The 15,381-nt window shown below is 67.9% G+C and carries 15 protein-coding genes and 1 pseudogene; 11 read left to right on the top strand and 5 right to left on the bottom strand.

Annotated features, from left to right (window positions below; translation table 11 throughout):
- Positions 1-396: 396 nt before the first annotated feature.
- Together U9983_RS21260 and U9983_RS21255 are read right to left on the bottom strand one after the other, a co-directional pair.
- The gene (locus tag U9983_RS21260) at positions 397-1,737 is read right to left on the bottom strand and encodes an ABC transporter substrate-binding protein (RefSeq protein WP_322755707.1); all 1,341 of its coding nucleotides are present in this window, start codon (positions 1,735-1,737) and stop codon (positions 397-399) included.
- Between the two features lie 231 nt (positions 1,738-1,968).
- Positions 1,969-3,261: a hypothetical protein gene (locus tag U9983_RS21255; RefSeq protein ID WP_322755706.1), complete on the bottom strand. Its 1,293-nt coding sequence runs from the start codon at positions 3,259-3,261 to the stop codon at positions 1,969-1,971.
- 259 nt (positions 3,262-3,520) lie between these two features.
- Here U9983_RS21255 and U9983_RS21250 point away from each other — a divergent pair, with 259 nt between their 5' ends.
- The 3 genes from U9983_RS21250 to U9983_RS21240 all read left to right on the top strand — a co-directional run bounded on the left by U9983_RS21250 (position 3,521) and on the right by U9983_RS21240 (position 6,672).
- Positions 3,521-4,054, top strand: coding sequence for a hypothetical protein (locus U9983_RS21250; RefSeq protein ID WP_322755705.1), 534 nt, complete (start codon positions 3,521-3,523; stop codon positions 4,052-4,054).
- Between the two features lie 63 nt (positions 4,055-4,117).
- The gene (gene speB, locus U9983_RS21245; protein WP_322751350.1) at positions 4,118-5,203 is read left to right on the top strand and encodes an agmatinase; all 1,086 of its coding nucleotides are present in this window, start codon (positions 4,118-4,120) and stop codon (positions 5,201-5,203) included.
- Positions 5,204-5,430: 227 nt separating this feature from the next.
- Positions 5,431-6,672 (top strand): extracellular solute-binding protein, encoded by a 1,242-nt coding sequence (locus tag U9983_RS21240; protein WP_322755704.1) that lies wholly within the window; start codon positions 5,431-5,433, stop codon positions 6,670-6,672.
- A gap of 16 nt (positions 6,673-6,688) precedes the next feature.
- Here U9983_RS21240 and U9983_RS21235 read toward each other — a convergent pair whose 3' ends face one another.
- Positions 6,689-7,519, bottom strand: coding sequence for an RNA methyltransferase (locus U9983_RS21235; protein ID WP_322755703.1), 831 nt, complete (start codon positions 7,517-7,519; stop codon positions 6,689-6,691).
- A gap of 42 nt (positions 7,520-7,561) precedes the next feature.
- Between U9983_RS21235 and U9983_RS21230 the strand changes: the two genes are divergently transcribed.
- The 4 genes from U9983_RS21230 (at position 7,562) to U9983_RS21215 (ending at position 12,281) form a co-directional block, all read left to right on the top strand.
- Entirely contained in the window at positions 7,562-8,578 is a 1,017-nt protein-coding gene (locus U9983_RS21230) for an FkbM family methyltransferase (RefSeq protein ID WP_322755702.1), read from the top strand.
- Between the two features lie 36 nt (positions 8,579-8,614).
- Entirely contained in the window at positions 8,615-10,003 is a 1,389-nt protein-coding gene (locus tag U9983_RS21225) for an 8-oxoguanine deaminase (protein WP_322755701.1), read from the top strand.
- 112 nt (positions 10,004-10,115) lie between these two features.
- On the top strand, positions 10,116-10,949 hold the full coding sequence (locus U9983_RS21220; RefSeq protein WP_322755700.1) for an HAD-IIA family hydrolase: 834 nt from the start codon (positions 10,116-10,118) through the stop codon (positions 10,947-10,949).
- Positions 10,950-11,375: 426 nt separating this feature from the next.
- Positions 11,376-12,281 carry a 1-aminocyclopropane-1-carboxylate deaminase/D-cysteine desulfhydrase gene (locus U9983_RS21215; RefSeq protein ID WP_322755699.1) on the top strand — a complete coding sequence of 302 codons (906 nt, stop codon included), beginning with the start codon at positions 11,376-11,378 and terminating at the stop codon, positions 12,279-12,281.
- Here U9983_RS21215 and U9983_RS21210 read toward each other — a convergent pair.
- Positions 12,278-12,448, bottom strand: coding sequence for a hypothetical protein (locus U9983_RS21210; protein ID WP_322755698.1), 171 nt, complete (start codon positions 12,446-12,448; stop codon positions 12,278-12,280). The two genes, U9983_RS21215 and U9983_RS21210, sit on opposite strands and share 4 nt — an antisense overlap.
- 105 nt (positions 12,449-12,553) lie before the next feature.
- Between U9983_RS21210 and U9983_RS21205 the strand changes: the two genes are divergently transcribed.
- Positions 12,554-13,285, top strand: coding sequence for a class I SAM-dependent DNA methyltransferase (locus tag U9983_RS21205; protein ID WP_416211465.1), 732 nt, complete (start codon positions 12,554-12,556; stop codon positions 13,283-13,285).
- A 119-nt stretch (positions 13,286-13,404) separates the two neighbouring features.
- The gene (locus U9983_RS21200) at positions 13,405-14,664 is read left to right on the top strand and encodes a DUF6986 family protein (protein ID WP_322755696.1); all 1,260 of its coding nucleotides are present in this window, start codon (positions 13,405-13,407) and stop codon (positions 14,662-14,664) included.
- 97 nt (positions 14,665-14,761) lie between these two features.
- Here the strand turns inward: U9983_RS21200 and U9983_RS21195 are convergent, their stop codons facing one another.
- Positions 14,762-15,016: a hypothetical protein gene (locus U9983_RS21195; RefSeq protein ID WP_322755695.1), complete on the bottom strand. Its 255-nt coding sequence runs from the start codon at positions 15,014-15,016 to the stop codon at positions 14,762-14,764.
- Positions 15,017-15,018: 2 nt separating this feature from the next.
- On the opposite strand from U9983_RS21195, the gene U9983_RS21190 reads away from it, so the two are divergent.
- Both U9983_RS21190 and U9983_RS21185 read left to right on the top strand, forming a co-directional pair.
- Positions 15,019-15,162 (top strand): hypothetical protein, encoded by a 144-nt coding sequence (locus U9983_RS21190; RefSeq protein ID WP_322755694.1) that lies wholly within the window; start codon positions 15,019-15,021, stop codon positions 15,160-15,162.
- A gap of 3 nt (positions 15,163-15,165) precedes the next feature.
- A pseudogene (locus U9983_RS21185) lies at positions 15,166-15,381 on the top strand (hypothetical protein); the annotation flags it as partial.

The following is a 15,381-nucleotide window of genomic DNA, read 5'->3' as shown; positions in this document are numbered from 1 at the left end:
TGCTCACCACCACAGTCGTCAGCTAAGGCAGCTCGGGGTGGCTTGAAGCCTCCGACCCGTCGGGCGGCTTCGAGGGGCCACAAAACCCTCATCTCCCACGCAGCACCGCTGAAGGTAAGGTTTACCTACCCATCACCCTTCCCTTCAGCGCTCGTGGCGCACTCAAAAATCAAGTTAAGGGCGACCGGCAATAGGGGACGCGGCGTCGCGGGGCTGACAGACCCTGGTCCGGTCGATGGTCACCCACCGGCCGGACCGGGCGCTCCAATAGCGACCCGAGGACTTCGGCCTCCGGCGATGCGCCAGAACCACGATCGCATCGCCTTTGGCCAGCGACCCGAGGACTTCGGCCTCCGGCGATGCGCCAGAACCACGATCGCATCGCCGGAGCCGGTATTACTCGGCCGGGTAGGGCAGGTTCGGGACGTCAAAGCAATTGGTATCCAAATCCTTACCCTGTGTAACCCAGCCTCCCTTCCCGCCATTCGCCGAGTCCTGCCACCGGACGACCTCGATGCAGTTGTGATCGTTCGGCGGAGGGGTGGGACTCTTCGTGAAGTTGCGCGGAGCGAGCAGGCCGTCACCGTTGTAGTCCTGCGGTTGGTTCATGAAACTTTCGACGCACACGCGGGTGAGGTTGGCGCCGCAGGACTTCATCGCATCGGTGAGCCACGCGGCGGACGCATAGCCCTCAAGCGTCCACATGTTCAGCTGGCCCTCGCGCGCAGGCTGGTACTTCGTCATTGCCTCGCGGAACTTTGCCACGGCCGGGTTGTTCGTGTCGTTGTAGTTGCGGGTCCAGCTGGTCGCGTAGGTGGCGTTCCGGCAGCCCGACGTATCCGCGAACGTCTTACCGAAGGTGTCGGTCCACCCCTGCGACGTGGTCACCTTCGCCTTGACCGTGAACCCCTGCGCCTGCATCGACTTACACAGGGACAGGTTGCCGTTGTCCTCCATCGCATCAAAGATCACGTCAACCCCGCGCGCCCTCATGTCCAGCACAGCGGCGTCGAAGTTCGGCAGCCCGAAATTGATCTCCTTTTCGACGACCGTGTACCCCTCGCGACGCAGACCGTCAGCGACCGACTTCGCATACCGCTGGGAAGGCGCAATGTTGTAGTACACGACCCCCGCGGTCGTGGTGCTCAGGTTCTCCTTGAGCCACCGGTAGTTCTCCGTGCCCGCATAGAGCGTGCCGCCGTAGCCGGGCCGGCTGCCGTCCCGCGGGTAGTAACTACCGTAGAGAGAGTAAAGGTGGGGATACTGGTCGTAGGCGTTGTTGATCGGCTGGCCGCCGATGTCCGGTACGCCCTTGGAGTTGAGGTACGGCGCTCCGTCATAGTTGAACGCCGCCACCCCGGCCAACGCGAAGACCTTCTGGTCGTCGACGAGCTTGCGCACGCACGCTGCGTTGTCCGGCCCGCTACCATGGTCATCGCACTGGACGAACGTCACCTTGCGGCCGTTCACGCCGCCGGCCGCGTTGAGCGCGTCGAAGTACGCCTTGGCCCCGTATAGGGAGCCGGAGAATGTCGTCGGCCCCAGCGGACTCGTCAGACCGATAATGGTACCGACCTTGATATCGTTCGCGGTCACACCGATGTCCGACGCGGGGTTCGCGCCACCCCCCTGGGATGGGCTGCTGGGCGGCGTGCCCTGGTTACTCACCCTGCTTCCGCAGGCCGCAAGCACGAGGACGGACAGTGCGGCTGTGACGACGAGCGACCTCGCTCGTATGGGCATTACTCTCCCCCGGGATCGTTGGTTCCCCCAGACGCTATTGCGCATGCTGGGATTCTGCGCGTCGTCCTTCCGACACCGAACGCCGCATGACGCCGGGGCCGGTTCAGAACCGTCCCGCGGGGCCTGGCCAGGCCCCGGCCGTTGTCATCACAGCAATCAACGCTACGGTCTGGCCGCCACTGCCACCGCCCCCGCCACACCAACCTTCATGATCATATTTCTTGGTCAACCACCGTGGCCCGTCCGAAACCGCCGCCACCACCGTCGGCGCGACACCGGCGCGATGGGCTGAGCCGATACCAGCACCTGACCGTCCTCCGCGAAAACATCATTCCCGCTGTCCCCGGACTCGCCGTTTCTGGACTCGCCATCGCTGAAGGCGGTACCGGACGCGGTACGTGGCGCAACGAGGCCAGCCGCAACCGAGCCAGCACCGTTGAGACCGGGCGTGGGTGTGCTGGTAGACAGCAGCGTCACCGTAGAGGACAACTGATCACGTTCGACGGTCGATCCGGGCGCGACAGGCAACGCTTCGACGACCGTAGGTACAACCACAGTAGGAACGATGATGGTAGGCACAACCACGGAAGGAACAACGTCGGTCGGCTCCGGCAACGCTTCGGCCCCTGTGGCGACCGGCTCTGTGGCCACCTCCGCAACCGGCGGGGCGGCCACCTCCGCAACCGGCGGGGCGGCCACCTCCGCAACCGCCGGGGCAGCCGGCTCCGCAACCGCCGGGGCGGCCCGCTCTGCAACCGGCGGGGCGGCCCGCTCTGCAACCGGCGGGGCGGCCCGCTCTGCAACCGAACCGTCGACGACCTGCCCGTTGGACGTGGTACGGACGGTTTTCGTCCTGACCGACACCTTCCGAGGTGGCTTCGGCGTCGAAGGCAGGACGGCCTGCGGTGGCTCGTCGACCGACACCGGCTCGGCCAGCACGGGTTCAGCCAGCGCAGGTTCAGCCAGCGACGACTGCGCTGCTGGCTGTCCAGGAGCGTCAGTCGCCGATGAGCCGGACTTCTTGCGGGGCGCCCGGGGCGGCCTCGCCGCCCGCTTCGGTTCGGGCTTCGCCGGCACTGCGCTGTCAGCCCCGTCCCGGGGCGCGGGAACCGTCCGTGCATCCGGTTTCGCCGCGGTGCCAGCGACGACCTGTGCCTCGTCGGTCTCCCGGGTCACCCGCTGGGAGGGTAGAGCCTCAGCCTGCGCAGGCTCGTCCTCCGGCGACCGCACGGGTGGCTGGGCCGGCACGGGTGGCTGGGCCGGCACGGGTGGCTGGGCCGGCACGGGTGGCTGGGCCGGCACGGGCTTCGGGTAGGCATCGTGCTGCGGCAACAACCTGTTCACAATGCGCCCGCTCGGGCCGGGCCCGCGGTGCAGGCGCCCATTGTCCGACAGTCGGCGGCAGACCTGGTTCACGGTCTGGCGGCGAAGCTCAAGCGCTTCCGCCAACTGTCCGTCGTCCAGGCCGGCCGGAACCTTTGCCAGCCGCTCAAGAATGCGGTCCGCGACAGTAGTCACAAACCCGGACGCTATACGCCATCCAAAATCGGCTTGCAAGCGGGGTGGGTCAACTTCGGCACCTGTCGTCCGTCCGTGGTGACTCTGGCGCTCCGTGCGAGCGGTTGAGGCGTGTCCCGTGGTGGTTTGGTGATCTGACCGCCTTCGCGTGTTACCCGCGGTCCATCCCGGGAATATGCACCGATGACACCGAACGACGGCAAGCCACTGATCCAACATCCATTGATCAAGAATCCATTGATCCAACCGGGAGGCGACGATGACGCAGCTGATGCCGGACGGCGACATCGACAGCGTCGACGTCGGTTACATCAACACCTATGGCGGTCCGCTCGAGCAGTCCGAGAGTCTCGACAGCGACGGCCTCGGCTCGACCGACCGGGGGCATGACCCGCTCGACGACGGCTGGGATCCGCCCGATCGCTTCGGCCCCGGCGAGCGCTTCGGGACGACCGCAGCGGAGCAGCGTGCGGGTGAGTCCCTGGACTCGTTGCTCTCCCAGGAGCAGCCCGATCCGGATCCCTATGCCGAGGCGGCACGGTTGGAGTCAGGCGACGTCCTGGAGTCCGATGTCTATGCCCCATACGACCCGCCGGGTGGGCGCGGGCTGGAAGCTGACGGCGTCGCGGACGCCTCGCCGCCGCTGCTGGCTGATGACGAGGGCGTGCGGAACGTCACAACCGGCGAGCTCATCGCACACGGTCCGATCGGCGGACGCTGCCGCGGTCGTGAGGACTCTCCGTATGTCGGCGCACCCGAGGAGGAAGCGGTACGGGTCCACGACGAAGAATGATCAAATAGCGCCGCTGCCGCCCGCCGGTCTGCACGCCGCGGGCGGAGGCGTCATGCTGACCAGATGGCCGCCGACGACCAGGCTCCCGACGATGCGCCTCCGCCAGACAAGGCCTCGGCGGACAAGGCCCCGACGGACAAGGCCCCGCAGAGCGACGCCCCCGGCTATGAGGGGCTGGCGACCTTCTGCCACCGGCCGTGGCTGCCGGCGCCGACAGACCTCGCGGCCCGTCGCCCAGACGTCGCCGTGGTCGGCGCGCCGTTCGACATCGCGACCACCAACCGGCCGGGCGCGCGTTTCGGCCCGCGGGCCCTGCGCGCGCTCGCCTACGAGCCCGGCACCTATCACCTCGATCTCGGCGTTGAGATCTTCGATTGGCTCGACGTCGTGGACGCCGGCGACGCCCACTGCCCGCACGGGCAGACCGAGGCGTCCCACCGCAACATCCGCGCGAAGGTCGGCGCCGTGGCCGGGCTCGGGATCGTGCCGGTCATCATCGGCGGAGACCATTCGATCACCTGGCCGGCGGCGTCCGGGGTTGCCGATGCCGTCGGCTGGGGGGAACTCGGTCTGCTGCACTTCGACGCGCACGCCGACGCCGCGCACATCATCGACGGCAACCTCGCCTCGCACGGGACACCCATGCGCCGGCTGATCGAGTCCGGAGCCGTACGGGGGCGCAACTTCGTCCAGGTCGGCCTACGTGGCTACTGGCCGCCGGCGGATGTGTTCGCCTGGATGCGCGAACAGGGCATGCGGTGGCACCTGATGCACGAGATCTGGGACCGCGGATCACGCGCGGTTGTCACCGACGCGATCGCCCAGGCTGTGGACGGGTGCCGCGCGCTCTATCTGTCAGTGGACATCGACGTGCTCGACCCCGGCTTCGCACCGGGTACCGGCACTCCCGAACCAGGCGGCATGACACCCGCGGACCTGCTGCGCGCCGTCCGTCAGATCACGCTGGACACCCCGCTGGTCGCGGCGGACATCGTTGAGGTCTCGCCCCCCTACGACCACGCCGAGAACACCGTCAACAACGCCCATCGGGTCGCGATGGAGATCTTCGCCGCCCTGGCCCATCGTCGGCGCACCGCCGCCGGTGGCGTGCCCGACCTGCCCGGCCGCGACCCACGCGCCACGACGTAAAACGTCACGCATTGTGCTGGCAGACCAGAGGGCCAGCACAATCAGGGGTTCATGCGGAGTGCTACCGAGGACCCCCTGTTGGGCAGGGCAACCGCTTTTGGGAACATAAGGGACAGTACGGTCCGGTACTCTCCCGCAGACTCCCCCTAGAGGGCCAAAGGGCGCGCGACGATCGTCAGATCGCGCGCCCGCAGGCCGCAGTCCCCGGAGAACTTGAGGTGGCGCCCATGCAGGGACGGCAGCCCCGGCGAGCAACGAGCCGTCGTTCGTTCCTGCGCGGATCGATCGGCGCGGCCGCGGCGACCGGGCTGTCGGCGCTGGTCGCGGCATGTTCGGATTCGTCCACCGGCAAGGTCACCGACCAGCGGCTGCCCAAACCCAGCCCGGGCAACCCGGTGCTATGGCCCATCAGCGGGGACAACCGGCCCATCGCGGGTAGCCTGCAGCCGGAACGCGACCGAACCCTCAAGATCTTCAACTGGCCCGACTACATCGACCCGCAGGCGCTGAAGTCCTTCCGTGACTCGACGGGTGTGACCGTCGACGTGACGACCTTCAGCGACAACCGCGTGGCGCTGGAGGCAATCGCGGCCGGCACCGTCGACTACGACATCTACCTGCCAAGCTACGACCAGCTCCCCAGGCTGGTCGGCAACGGCCATCTACGACCGCTGAACCACAGCTACATCCCGAACATCAGCCAGGTGTGGCCGGACTTCTCCAATCCCTTCTACGACCTGCAGTGGCGCTACACCGTGCCGTACACCGTCTACAACACGGGCATCGCCTGGCGGTCGGACATCATTACCGAGGACATCAGCGCAAGGGACAACCCGTTCGACGTCTTCTGGGACGGCCGGTACCGCGACAAGATTTCCGTGATCAACGACTATCGCGCCGTGATGGGCATGGTCCTGCTGCGCAACGGTCTCGACCTGAACACCGACCGAAACGATGATCTCGATCTCGTCCGGACCCAACTGGCCGACATGATCCGCGCGACCCGGCCCAAAGCGACGATCACCAACTACCGGGACCTGCCCGGCGGGCACTTCCCCATTGTCCAGGCATGGTCGGGAGACGTGATCAACGCCCGGAACTACCTGGCCAAGGATGCCGACCCGAACATCCTGCGTTACTGGTCCCCGACCGACGCCCGCCACCAGGCGGACAACGATCTGATGGTGATCCTTCGGGCCGGCAAAAGCCCGGTAGCCGCGCACATGTTCCTCAACCACATGCTCGACTTCGGCGTCGTACTGGGTAACTTCGCGGCGATTGGATACCAGCCGCCGCAGAATCGCATCACCTCTGCCGGACTCGTCGGACAGGGATTCCTCCCAGCAAGCCTGGCGAGCGCGGTTGTGGAACCGACGTACTTCGCCACCGGCCAGCGTATTCTGGAGCTGGACCCTGACACCGACCGACGCTGGCGGTCGATCTGGGACGAATTCCGCACCAGCACCTGACAGCGCGGGCCGGAACTCAGCGCGTAGCCGCCGGGCGGCGGCCGAGGGCGTAGCAGGCGATCGCCGCGGCCGCGGCGACATTGAGCGAATCCACCCCGTTCGCCATCGGGATCCGCACCCGGGTGGTGGCCGCGTCCAGGGCCGTCCGCGTGAGCCCTGGGCCTTCCGAGCCGAGGAGCAGGGCCAGCCGGTCGTCCGCTCCCGGCGTCACCGTCAGCTCGTCGAGCGCCACAGCATCCGGAGACGGAGTGAGCGCGCACACCGCGAACCCACGTTCCACCAGCAACGACAGCGCCGCCGGCCATGGATCGAGGCGGGCGTAGGGGACCGCGAACACCTCTCCCATCGACACCCGCACCGACCGTCGGTACAGGGGATCGGCACACCGCGGACTGAGCAGGACTGCGTCCATGCCGAGCCCGGCCGCCGATCGGAAGATCGCCCCAAGGTTGGTGTGGCTCACCACGTCCTCACAGACGAGCACCCGGCTCGCCGTGGCCAGGACATCCGCCACGGGGATCAGCGGACGGCGGCCCATCGAGGCGAGCGCCCCGCGATGCACCTCGAACCCGGTGATTGCGGCGAGCACATCCGGACCGGCGAGGTAGACCGGGACATCCGGATCGAGATCGGCCGGTACCAGCGCGAGCTTTGACGGTCCGACCAGCAACGAACGCGGTCGGTGGCCGGCGCGCCGGGCCCGTTCGATGACCAGTTCACCCTCGGCGATGAACAGCCCCTCGGCGGGCTCCCGCCGTCGACGCAGAGCCACATCGGTCAACCCGACATAGTCGCGGACCCGAACATCGGCCGGATCGATGATCTCCACAATACCCAAACCAACCACCGCCCGTCCCCATCGTCTCGCATCCCACCATGCCTCTCCCCCGTGGCCTCTCCCCCCGTGCAGCGGCACCCGGGTGCGCGCTGTTCACGCAATGGTCTATCCTTGGGCCAATCGTCTGCGAGTGATAGGCCGCCGGCTACACGGTGTATCGTCCGCAACACAACGTATCGCCTGCAACACGGCGCATCACCCGCAACACAGCATCTACATCTACATCGAAGCGCACGGAGCGTGTTTCTTCTGTTCTCGGTCCGACTTCCGTCGCGACCGCACGTCCGCCTGACAAGTCGCCCTTGGAGAAGGAAGCCCCCCTGTGGCTGTCATGAGCTCCATCGCCGAGCTGGTGCCCGATCGGGCATTCGCAACCGCGATCGCCCTGGCACACCGTCGTTTCGAACCGATACTCGGTCGGATTGGAACGTTCGTGGCCCCCACCAGACGGCCCTGGACGTAGGGGCCTGGTACGGCCCATGGACCCATTGGTTATCGAGGCGCGCCCGTTGCGTCACGACCGTGGAACCCAATCCCGACCTGGCAGCGTTCATCGCCCGCACCAGCCGGCCGAATGTCACGGTGGTGGCAAAGGCTGCATCCGATGCCGACGGCTTTGCGGAGTTGTGGCTCCCGCCCGGGGGGCGGGGTACCGAGGGCCGGGCCTCGCTGATCCCCCGACCCGACGGCAGCAGCGTGAAAATCGAGACGATCCGTCTTGACACGCTCGACCTCGAGGACGTCGGCCTGGTGAAAATCGATGTGGAGGGGCATGAGCTGTCGGCGCTGAAGGGTGCGGAGGGAATCGTCAACCGCTGGCGTCCCGCCCTCATCATCGAAGTCGAAGATAACCGGAGCCCTGCCAGCGCAACCGTGGAACTGCTCCAAAGCTGGAATTACGAGGGCTCGTTCCTTCAGAACGGGAAAATGCGCCCGCTGGCCGGATTCGATCTCGGCGCCCACCAGCGGGCGATGGCGCGGGTGGCGCAGCGCGGATACCTTCATGCAGTAGCGACCGGAAGCGGCCGGCGATACGTCAACACGATTCTGTTCCTACCCGTCCGATAAGAGCCTGTATTGGATCGCGCGTTCGAACCGGCGGCCATGACCGCACGGCGCATCCCGCCACCCGTCGACCTGCTGGTGCGCGGCGCCGACATGGTCGTGACGGTCGACGACCAGCGCCGCGAGCTGCCCGGCGGCTGGGTCGCGGTGTCAGCCGGCCTGGTCAGCGCCGTCGGTACGTCCACCGACCCGCTCCCGGCGGCTCGTCGCACCCTGGACGCGAGCGGCTGTCTGGTCACCCCCGGTCTGATCAACACCCATCATCACCTCTTCCAGAACCTCACCCGGTCGTTCGCACCGTCGGTGTCCGGGACGCTGTTCACCTGGCTACGCACGCTCTACCCGCTGTGGGCACGCCTCGATGAAGAGGCGGTGCACGTCTCCGCCTACGTCGGCCTGACCGAGCTGGCGCTCGGCGGCTGCACAACCACCACCGACCACATGTACGTCCACCCGCGCGGCGCCGGGGACCTGATCTCCGCCGAGATAGCCGCGGCCCGCACGCTGGGGATGCGGTTCCACCCGACGCGGGGGTCGATGTCACTGTCGGTGAAGGACGGCGGCCTACCGCCGGACTCCGTCGTCCAGGATCCCGACGAGATCCTCGCGGATTCGGCGGCCCTTGTCGCCGCCCATCACGACCCCGCCCACGGTGCGATGCTCCGCATCGCGCTGGCGCCCTGCTCACCCTTCTCGGTCAGCCCCGAGCTGATGCGGGCCACCGCCGAGCTCGCCGAACGTCTCGACGTGCGGCTGCACACCCATCTCGCCGAGGACCCGCAGGAGGACGACTACTGCCTGGCGACCTACGGCCGGCGTCCGATCGAGCACTTCGACGACGTCGGCTGGGGCGGTGACCGGGCCTGGGTCGCCCACTGCATCTGCCCGAACCCGGCCGAAGTCGCCCGGCTGGGCCGGTGGGGAACCGGGGTCGCGCACTGCCCGAGCAGCAACATGATCCTCGGTGGTGGGCTGGCGCCGGTCGCGCAGCTGCGGGCGGCCGGTGTGCCGGTCGGGCTCGGCTGCGACGGCTCGTCCTCGGCGGACGCGGCGTCGCTGTGGCTGGAGGCCCGCACTGCGATGCTGCTCGGACGGTTGCGCGGCGGGGCGGCGGCGATGTCCGCCCGGGATGCCCTTGAGATCGCCACCCGTGGCGGCGCGGGCTGCCTCGGGCGGGCCGGCGAGATCGGTGAGCTCTCCGTCGGCGCGGTCGGTGATCTGGTGGCCTGGCCGCTGGACGGGATCAGCTTTGCCGGGGCCCTGACCGACCCGGTGGAGGCGTGGCTGCGCTGCGGACCGGTCGCCGCCCGGCACACCGTGGTCGCCGGCACGCCGGTGGTGTGCGATGGCCGGCCCGTCCACCCCGATCTCGACGAGATGCTGCGCCGCCACCGCGTAATCGCCGCACGCATCCAGGGGCCGCGGTAAGGGCGCTGTGCCCTCCTGCGCACGACGGCGCACGACGGCGCACGATCGACCTGCGATGATCGGCCCGATAGGACCGACTTCGGAACCGTCCCCACCACGGCCAGGAGCGACGATGGCGACCGAGCCCACATCCATCGAGAACTATCTGATCGACATGGACGGCGTGCTGATGCACGAATCCCAGCCTGTCCCGGGCGCGGACGCGTTCCTGCACGCGGTCACGGACGCGGGGCTGGGCTATCTCGTCCTCACCAATAACTCGATCTTCACTGCCCGCGACCTTCAGGTCCGACTGCGTGATGCCGGGCTGGCGATCCCGACCGAGCGGATCTGGACCTCCGCGCTGGCCACCGCGCAGTTCCTGCACTCGCAGCGCCCCGGCGGCACCGCGCACGCCGTCGGTGAGGCCGGCCTGACCACGGCGCTGCACGACATCGGCTATGTACTGACCGACCGATCACCGGAGTACGTCGTCCTCGGCGAGACCCGGACGTACAGCTTCGAGGCGATCACCCGCGCGATCCGACTGGTCCGGGACGGAGCCCGGTTCATCGCGACGAACCCGGACCCGACCGGACCGTCCACCGAAGGTCTCCTCCCGGCCACCGGCGCCGTCGCAGCTCTGATCACCAAGGCCACCGGGGTGGTCCCGTACTTCGTCGGCAAGCCGAACCCGTTGATGATGCGCAGCGCGCTCAACACCCTCCAGGCACACAGCGAGACCACCGTCATGATCGGCGACCGGATGGACACCGACGTGATCTCCGGCCTGGAAGCCGGCATGGAGACAGTCCTGGTCCTGTCCGGCATCACGTCCGCGGCCGACATCGACCGGTTTCCCTACCGTCCGACGCTGGTGCTGGAGAGCATCGCCCGACTTCCGGTCGGCGTGCGCCCCGGGCAGGTGACCATACCCACGCAGCCGCTGGCCGGCGTCACCGAGTAGCACTTCGGTCACCGGTTCTCCCCGATACCATGCCCGCACGCGGGGCATCGAGGATGACAGCCAAGCCGGGCCGATCAGCCTCGGAACCGCTGGGCTCGTCAACGCTGACGAACGTGCCCCGCTGATGGTCAGAAAGAGGCCGGCGGTTCATCGTCGCGGCCGGTCGCGGCCGGCGACAGCGAAGCGGTAGGTCAAAATGGTCGCTATAACGGCCGCTTCCACCTCCTGTCGGACGACATTCGGCCGAACGGTAGGTGGTTCCGGTCATCAGGACGGCCTCAACGACCTACGCACCCCGGCCCCGCTCCTTGATCCGCACCCCCACCGGGGTGGCCTCCGGCCTTGCGATCAGAGCAAGATCACAGCCACTAACGTGTCACAAGGGCCAGGCTGCTCTGTTGGCCCACGAGGCGGAGGCGGTGCGCTGTGACGAGTGGTCTGGGACCGGGTAACTGGAACGCCGCTTTCCCAACGCCGCTACACCACATCGTAGACGACACGACACGGGCCGCCGATGTGCAGCTCTACCTGAAACGAGACGATCTAGCGCTCGCAGACGTGCCGGGCAACAAGTATCGCAAGCTCAAGTACAACATGTCAGCAGCTATGTCGGCGGATTACCCAAAGCTGTTGACCTTCGGTGGGGCGTACTCCAACCTGCTACGAGCAGTAGCGGCTATCGGGCAGGCAGCAGACCTGCCCACCATCGGCATTGTCCGAGGTGAGGAACACCACCCGCCGAACCGCTCACTGCAGTTCTGCCTGGATCACGGAATGGAACTGGCCTACATCACGCGCGAGAAATACCGTCAGAAGACAAGTCCCGAGTTCCTTGCGGGACTAGCTGACACCTACGGCGAGTTCTACCTGCTCCCCGAAGGCGCGAGCAACACGCTGGCGGTACGCGGATGCGCCGAGCTGGTCGATGAAATCGATATCCACTGTGACTACATCACCTGCGCTGTCGGCACCGGCGCCACGATGGCCGGCATCGTTTATGGACTGGACGGTAAGGCTCAGGTTGTCGGCTTCTCGTCGTTGAAGGGCGGCAGCTTCCTTGCGGATGACGTAAGGGGTTTACTCGCCGCCGTCGGCAAAGAGCACCTGTCGAACTGGTGGATTGAGACCGACTTCCACTTCGGCGGCTATGCCACGCGCAAACCTGAGCTCAACGAGTTCATGGACTGGTTCGAGGCGACGCATCACATCACGCTCGACTGGGTGTATGAAGCCAAGATGCTCTTTGGCGTGTACGCCCTGATGGCCGCAGGCACGTTCCCGTCCAGCTCAACTGTCGCGGCCGTGATCGCTGGCGGCCCGGAGCCGGATTAGCTCTCCACGAAGCTCTGCTGCGCCCGGCCCCACAGCCAGCCATCCTTGATCACGACGCCATCGCCGCCGTCAGGGCGCAGGACGGACCGGATTGTCGGGTCGGTACCGTGTGCGCGTGGTGGTTGATCGGGGCCACTCGACACCCGTAGGGCCAGCGGTGCGACCACCTGCTGGTGCTGGCACCGGACGGCCACCTCGCCTACGCGGGTCCGCGGGCCGACATCCGGAAAAATCCGTTGCGCTGGTCGGAGGACGGTGGCATCACTGGCGTCATGAGGGACTACCAGCCGATGGACAGCTTCGGCGAGGACGCCGCGGACGTGTACGACACCGAACCCCGGGGCGACGAGCCGTCCACGGTCGCGCTCCTGTATGAGCTGGCACGCGGAGGGCCCGCTCTCGAACTCGCGATCGGTACCGGACGCATCGCGCTTCCCCTGGCCGCAACGGGCATCCAGGTCGACGGTGTCGACCTCTCGCCCTCGATGGTCGGCAAGCTTCGCGCCAAGCCGGGCGGCGAGAACCTGTCGATCACGATGGGTGACTTCGCTGACGTGCCGGTCGAGGGCACCTACAGGCTGATCTTCATCGTGTTCAACACGCTGTTCAACCTCCTGACCCAGGAGGACCAGATCCGCTGCTTCGAGAACGTGGCCAGCCACCTCACTACCGACGGGCTCTTCGTCGTCGAGGCGTTCGTCCCGAGCTTCCTGAGCCGGCTTCGGGACGACCAGTACGTGGACGCCGAGCACATCGGTGTCGACCAGGTCCGATTCGACGTAGGGCGCCACGACCCGGTCACGCAGCGGCTCGACGAGAGCCACGTGGTGCTGTCCCCGGAGGGCTTGCGTTTCTTCCCGATCGTCACACGCTACGCATGGCCCAGTGAACTTGACCTGATGGCACGAATCGCTGGGCTACGACTGAAGGACCGCTGGGCCGGTTGGGACCGAGAGCCCTTCACCTCGACGAGCCGCAACCACGTCTCTGTCTACGGACACTGACCGAGGACAACCGCCACTACCGAAAAACAGACTTCCGTAGCTGGACCCGAACATGATCGAATAGGTGCGCTAACGCTCAACGGGTGCGTCCCGATGGCCCGCGCCCGACACTCACAGACGTGCCCACGCTGCCGGATGACGTGACCGCCGCGCTGACCGCTCCCCTGGCCCGGGTCGATGCCGACCTGGCCGCGCGCTTTCCCGGTGAACCAGGCGTCCGGCAGCCCGTCCACACCTGTTATGTGCCGGCCGACCAGATGAGGGCGACCCTCGCCGACGACTGGGGCGCCGCCGCGCTGGCCACGCTCGACACCCACGCCGGCGAACCGCCGATGCTGGCGGCCGTGACCGGCATCCCGAGCGAGCTGGCCGAACGGGTGCACGCCCATGTCCGCCGGGTGCTCGCCACCGCCCCGATCGCCGACCTGCGGGTGGACTGTGAGGACGGTTACGGCGACCACGACGACGCCGAAGAGGACGCCCACGCCGTCGCGGCGGCCGATGCACTGCGCGCGGCCGCGGACGCCGGCCGGCTACCCGCGTCCTACGGGCTCCGCCCCAAATCCCTGGACCCGGCCGTGCGGACCCGCGGCCTGCGCAGCCTGGACCTGTTCGTGACCACCCTCGCCGCAGGCGGAGCGGTCCCACCCGGGCTCGTGGTCACGCTACCAAAAGTGAACACTCCTGCGCAGGTCGAGGTGTTCTGCGACATCCTCACCGAACTTGAGAATCGCCTGGACATCGGTTCCGGCCTCGGCGCGGGCATCCGGCTGGAGGTGCAGGTCGAGACCCCGGCCGCGGTACTGGCGCTGCCCGCGATCGTGGCCGCGGGCCGTCCCCGCCTGACCGGCCTGCACGTGGGCACCTACGACTACTCGGCGGCGCTGGGCGTGAGCGCCGAGCACCAGGCCAGCGATCATCCGGCGGTGGAACTCGCCACCGCGCTCATGCAGCTGGTTGCGGCCGGTACCGGCGTGCAGGTCGCGGACGGCTCGTCCAACCTTCTGCCCGTCGGGGACCGGGCCGCGGTGCACGCGGCCTGGCGGCGCCACGCCGACCTGGTCCGCCGCGCCTGGATGCGGGGGATCTACCAAGGCTGGGATCTACACCCGGCGCAACTGGTCTCCCGACATGCGACCGTGGCGGCCTGCCTACTCACCGGCCTGCCCGCGGCGCTCGCCCGCCTTTCAGCCTGGACCCGCACGCCCGGGTCGGGCATGGCCGGGTCGGGAACTGTCGCCGACGAACCCGCGACCGCACGGGCGCTGGCCGGCCACATCCAGCGCGCGCTCGACGCCGGCCTTCTCGACGACGCAGACCTTCCGGTCGGGCTTACCCGCGAACGGCCCATCCCCGCCGACGGGCCAGTGATCTGTTGAGGGCGATCTCCTGCGGTCGCCGTCCACGCCGTGCCGCGCCCGATCTCGGCAGCCGTTGTGGGCATCGTGGTCCTCACGGTGATGGGTCAGCGGCTGGTCACCCGCACACCACCCAGCCAGTGACAAAGCCCGGTGCTGAGCGCAGCAGCGTGAGCACCGCGGCGTGGTAGGCGGCCTGCACCGCCGGAATGCTGTCGCGACGGATCCGTTCATCGGCGGCGTGCATCCCCTCGTAGGCCACCCCGAAGCCGGCGGTTGCCGGGATGCCCAGGCCCGCCAGGTAGTTACCGATGTTGGATGGTCCCGCGCCTCGACCTGCACCTGCGAGGTGCGGGTCGAGGCCAGCGTGCATCGGTGTCCGCGGCGATGGCCATCAGCAGCTCGAGCGCCGCCGTCAACAGGCCGGTCGGCACGGGCAGAGACCGCACCGACCGCGCCAATATTCGCAACCAATACGAACAAATGTTCGACTTTGTGGGCATTTCGGGTTATCGTTGATCTATGCAGAGCGCCGCCGCCACCGCCGGCCCGGGCCGGGAGCATCCGCTGCTCGCCGGGCTGGACGCGGTCGCCACCGGCATGAACACCCTCGCCGAAGCGACGGTGTGGTCGCTGTCGGACGCCGACCTGCTCGCCGCGTTGGAGGACGGGGAACGGCTGCTGGCCACGGTGGCGGCGGTGCGGTTGCGGCTGGTCCGGGAAGCCGACGGCCGGGAT

The sequence above is a fragment of the Protofrankia sp. Cas3 genome, from assembly GCF_963555955.1.
GTDB lineage: Bacteria > Actinomycetota > Actinomycetes > Frankiales > Frankiaceae > Protofrankia.
Note: the sequence above shows the minus strand (reverse complement) of the source record. Positions and strands in the feature narration are given on the sequence as shown.

Bases quoted from the DNA above. Each gene is read 5' to 3' on its own strand.
- U9983_RS21240 (WP_322755704.1), top strand. From the start codon at position 5,431: ATGCAGGGACGGCAGCCCCGGCGAGCAACGAGCCGTCGTTCGTTCCTG.
- speB (WP_322751350.1), top strand. From the start codon at position 4,118: ATGGCCGCCGACGACCAGGCTCCCGACGATGCGCCTCCGCCAGACAAG.
- U9983_RS21225 (WP_322755701.1), top strand. From the start codon at position 8,615: ATGACCGCACGGCGCATCCCGCCACCCGTCGACCTGCTGGTGCGCGGC.
- U9983_RS21220 (WP_322755700.1), top strand. From the start codon at position 10,116: ATGGCGACCGAGCCCACATCCATCGAGAACTATCTGATCGACATGGAC.
- U9983_RS21205 (WP_416211465.1), top strand. From the start codon at position 12,554: ATGAGGGACTACCAGCCGATGGACAGCTTCGGCGAGGACGCCGCGGAC.
- U9983_RS21250 (WP_322755705.1), top strand. From the start codon at position 3,521: ATGACGCAGCTGATGCCGGACGGCGACATCGACAGCGTCGACGTCGGT.
- U9983_RS21195 (WP_322755695.1), bottom strand. From the start codon at position 15,016: ATGCACGCTGGCCTCGACCCGCACCTCGCAGGTGCAGGTCGAGGCGCG.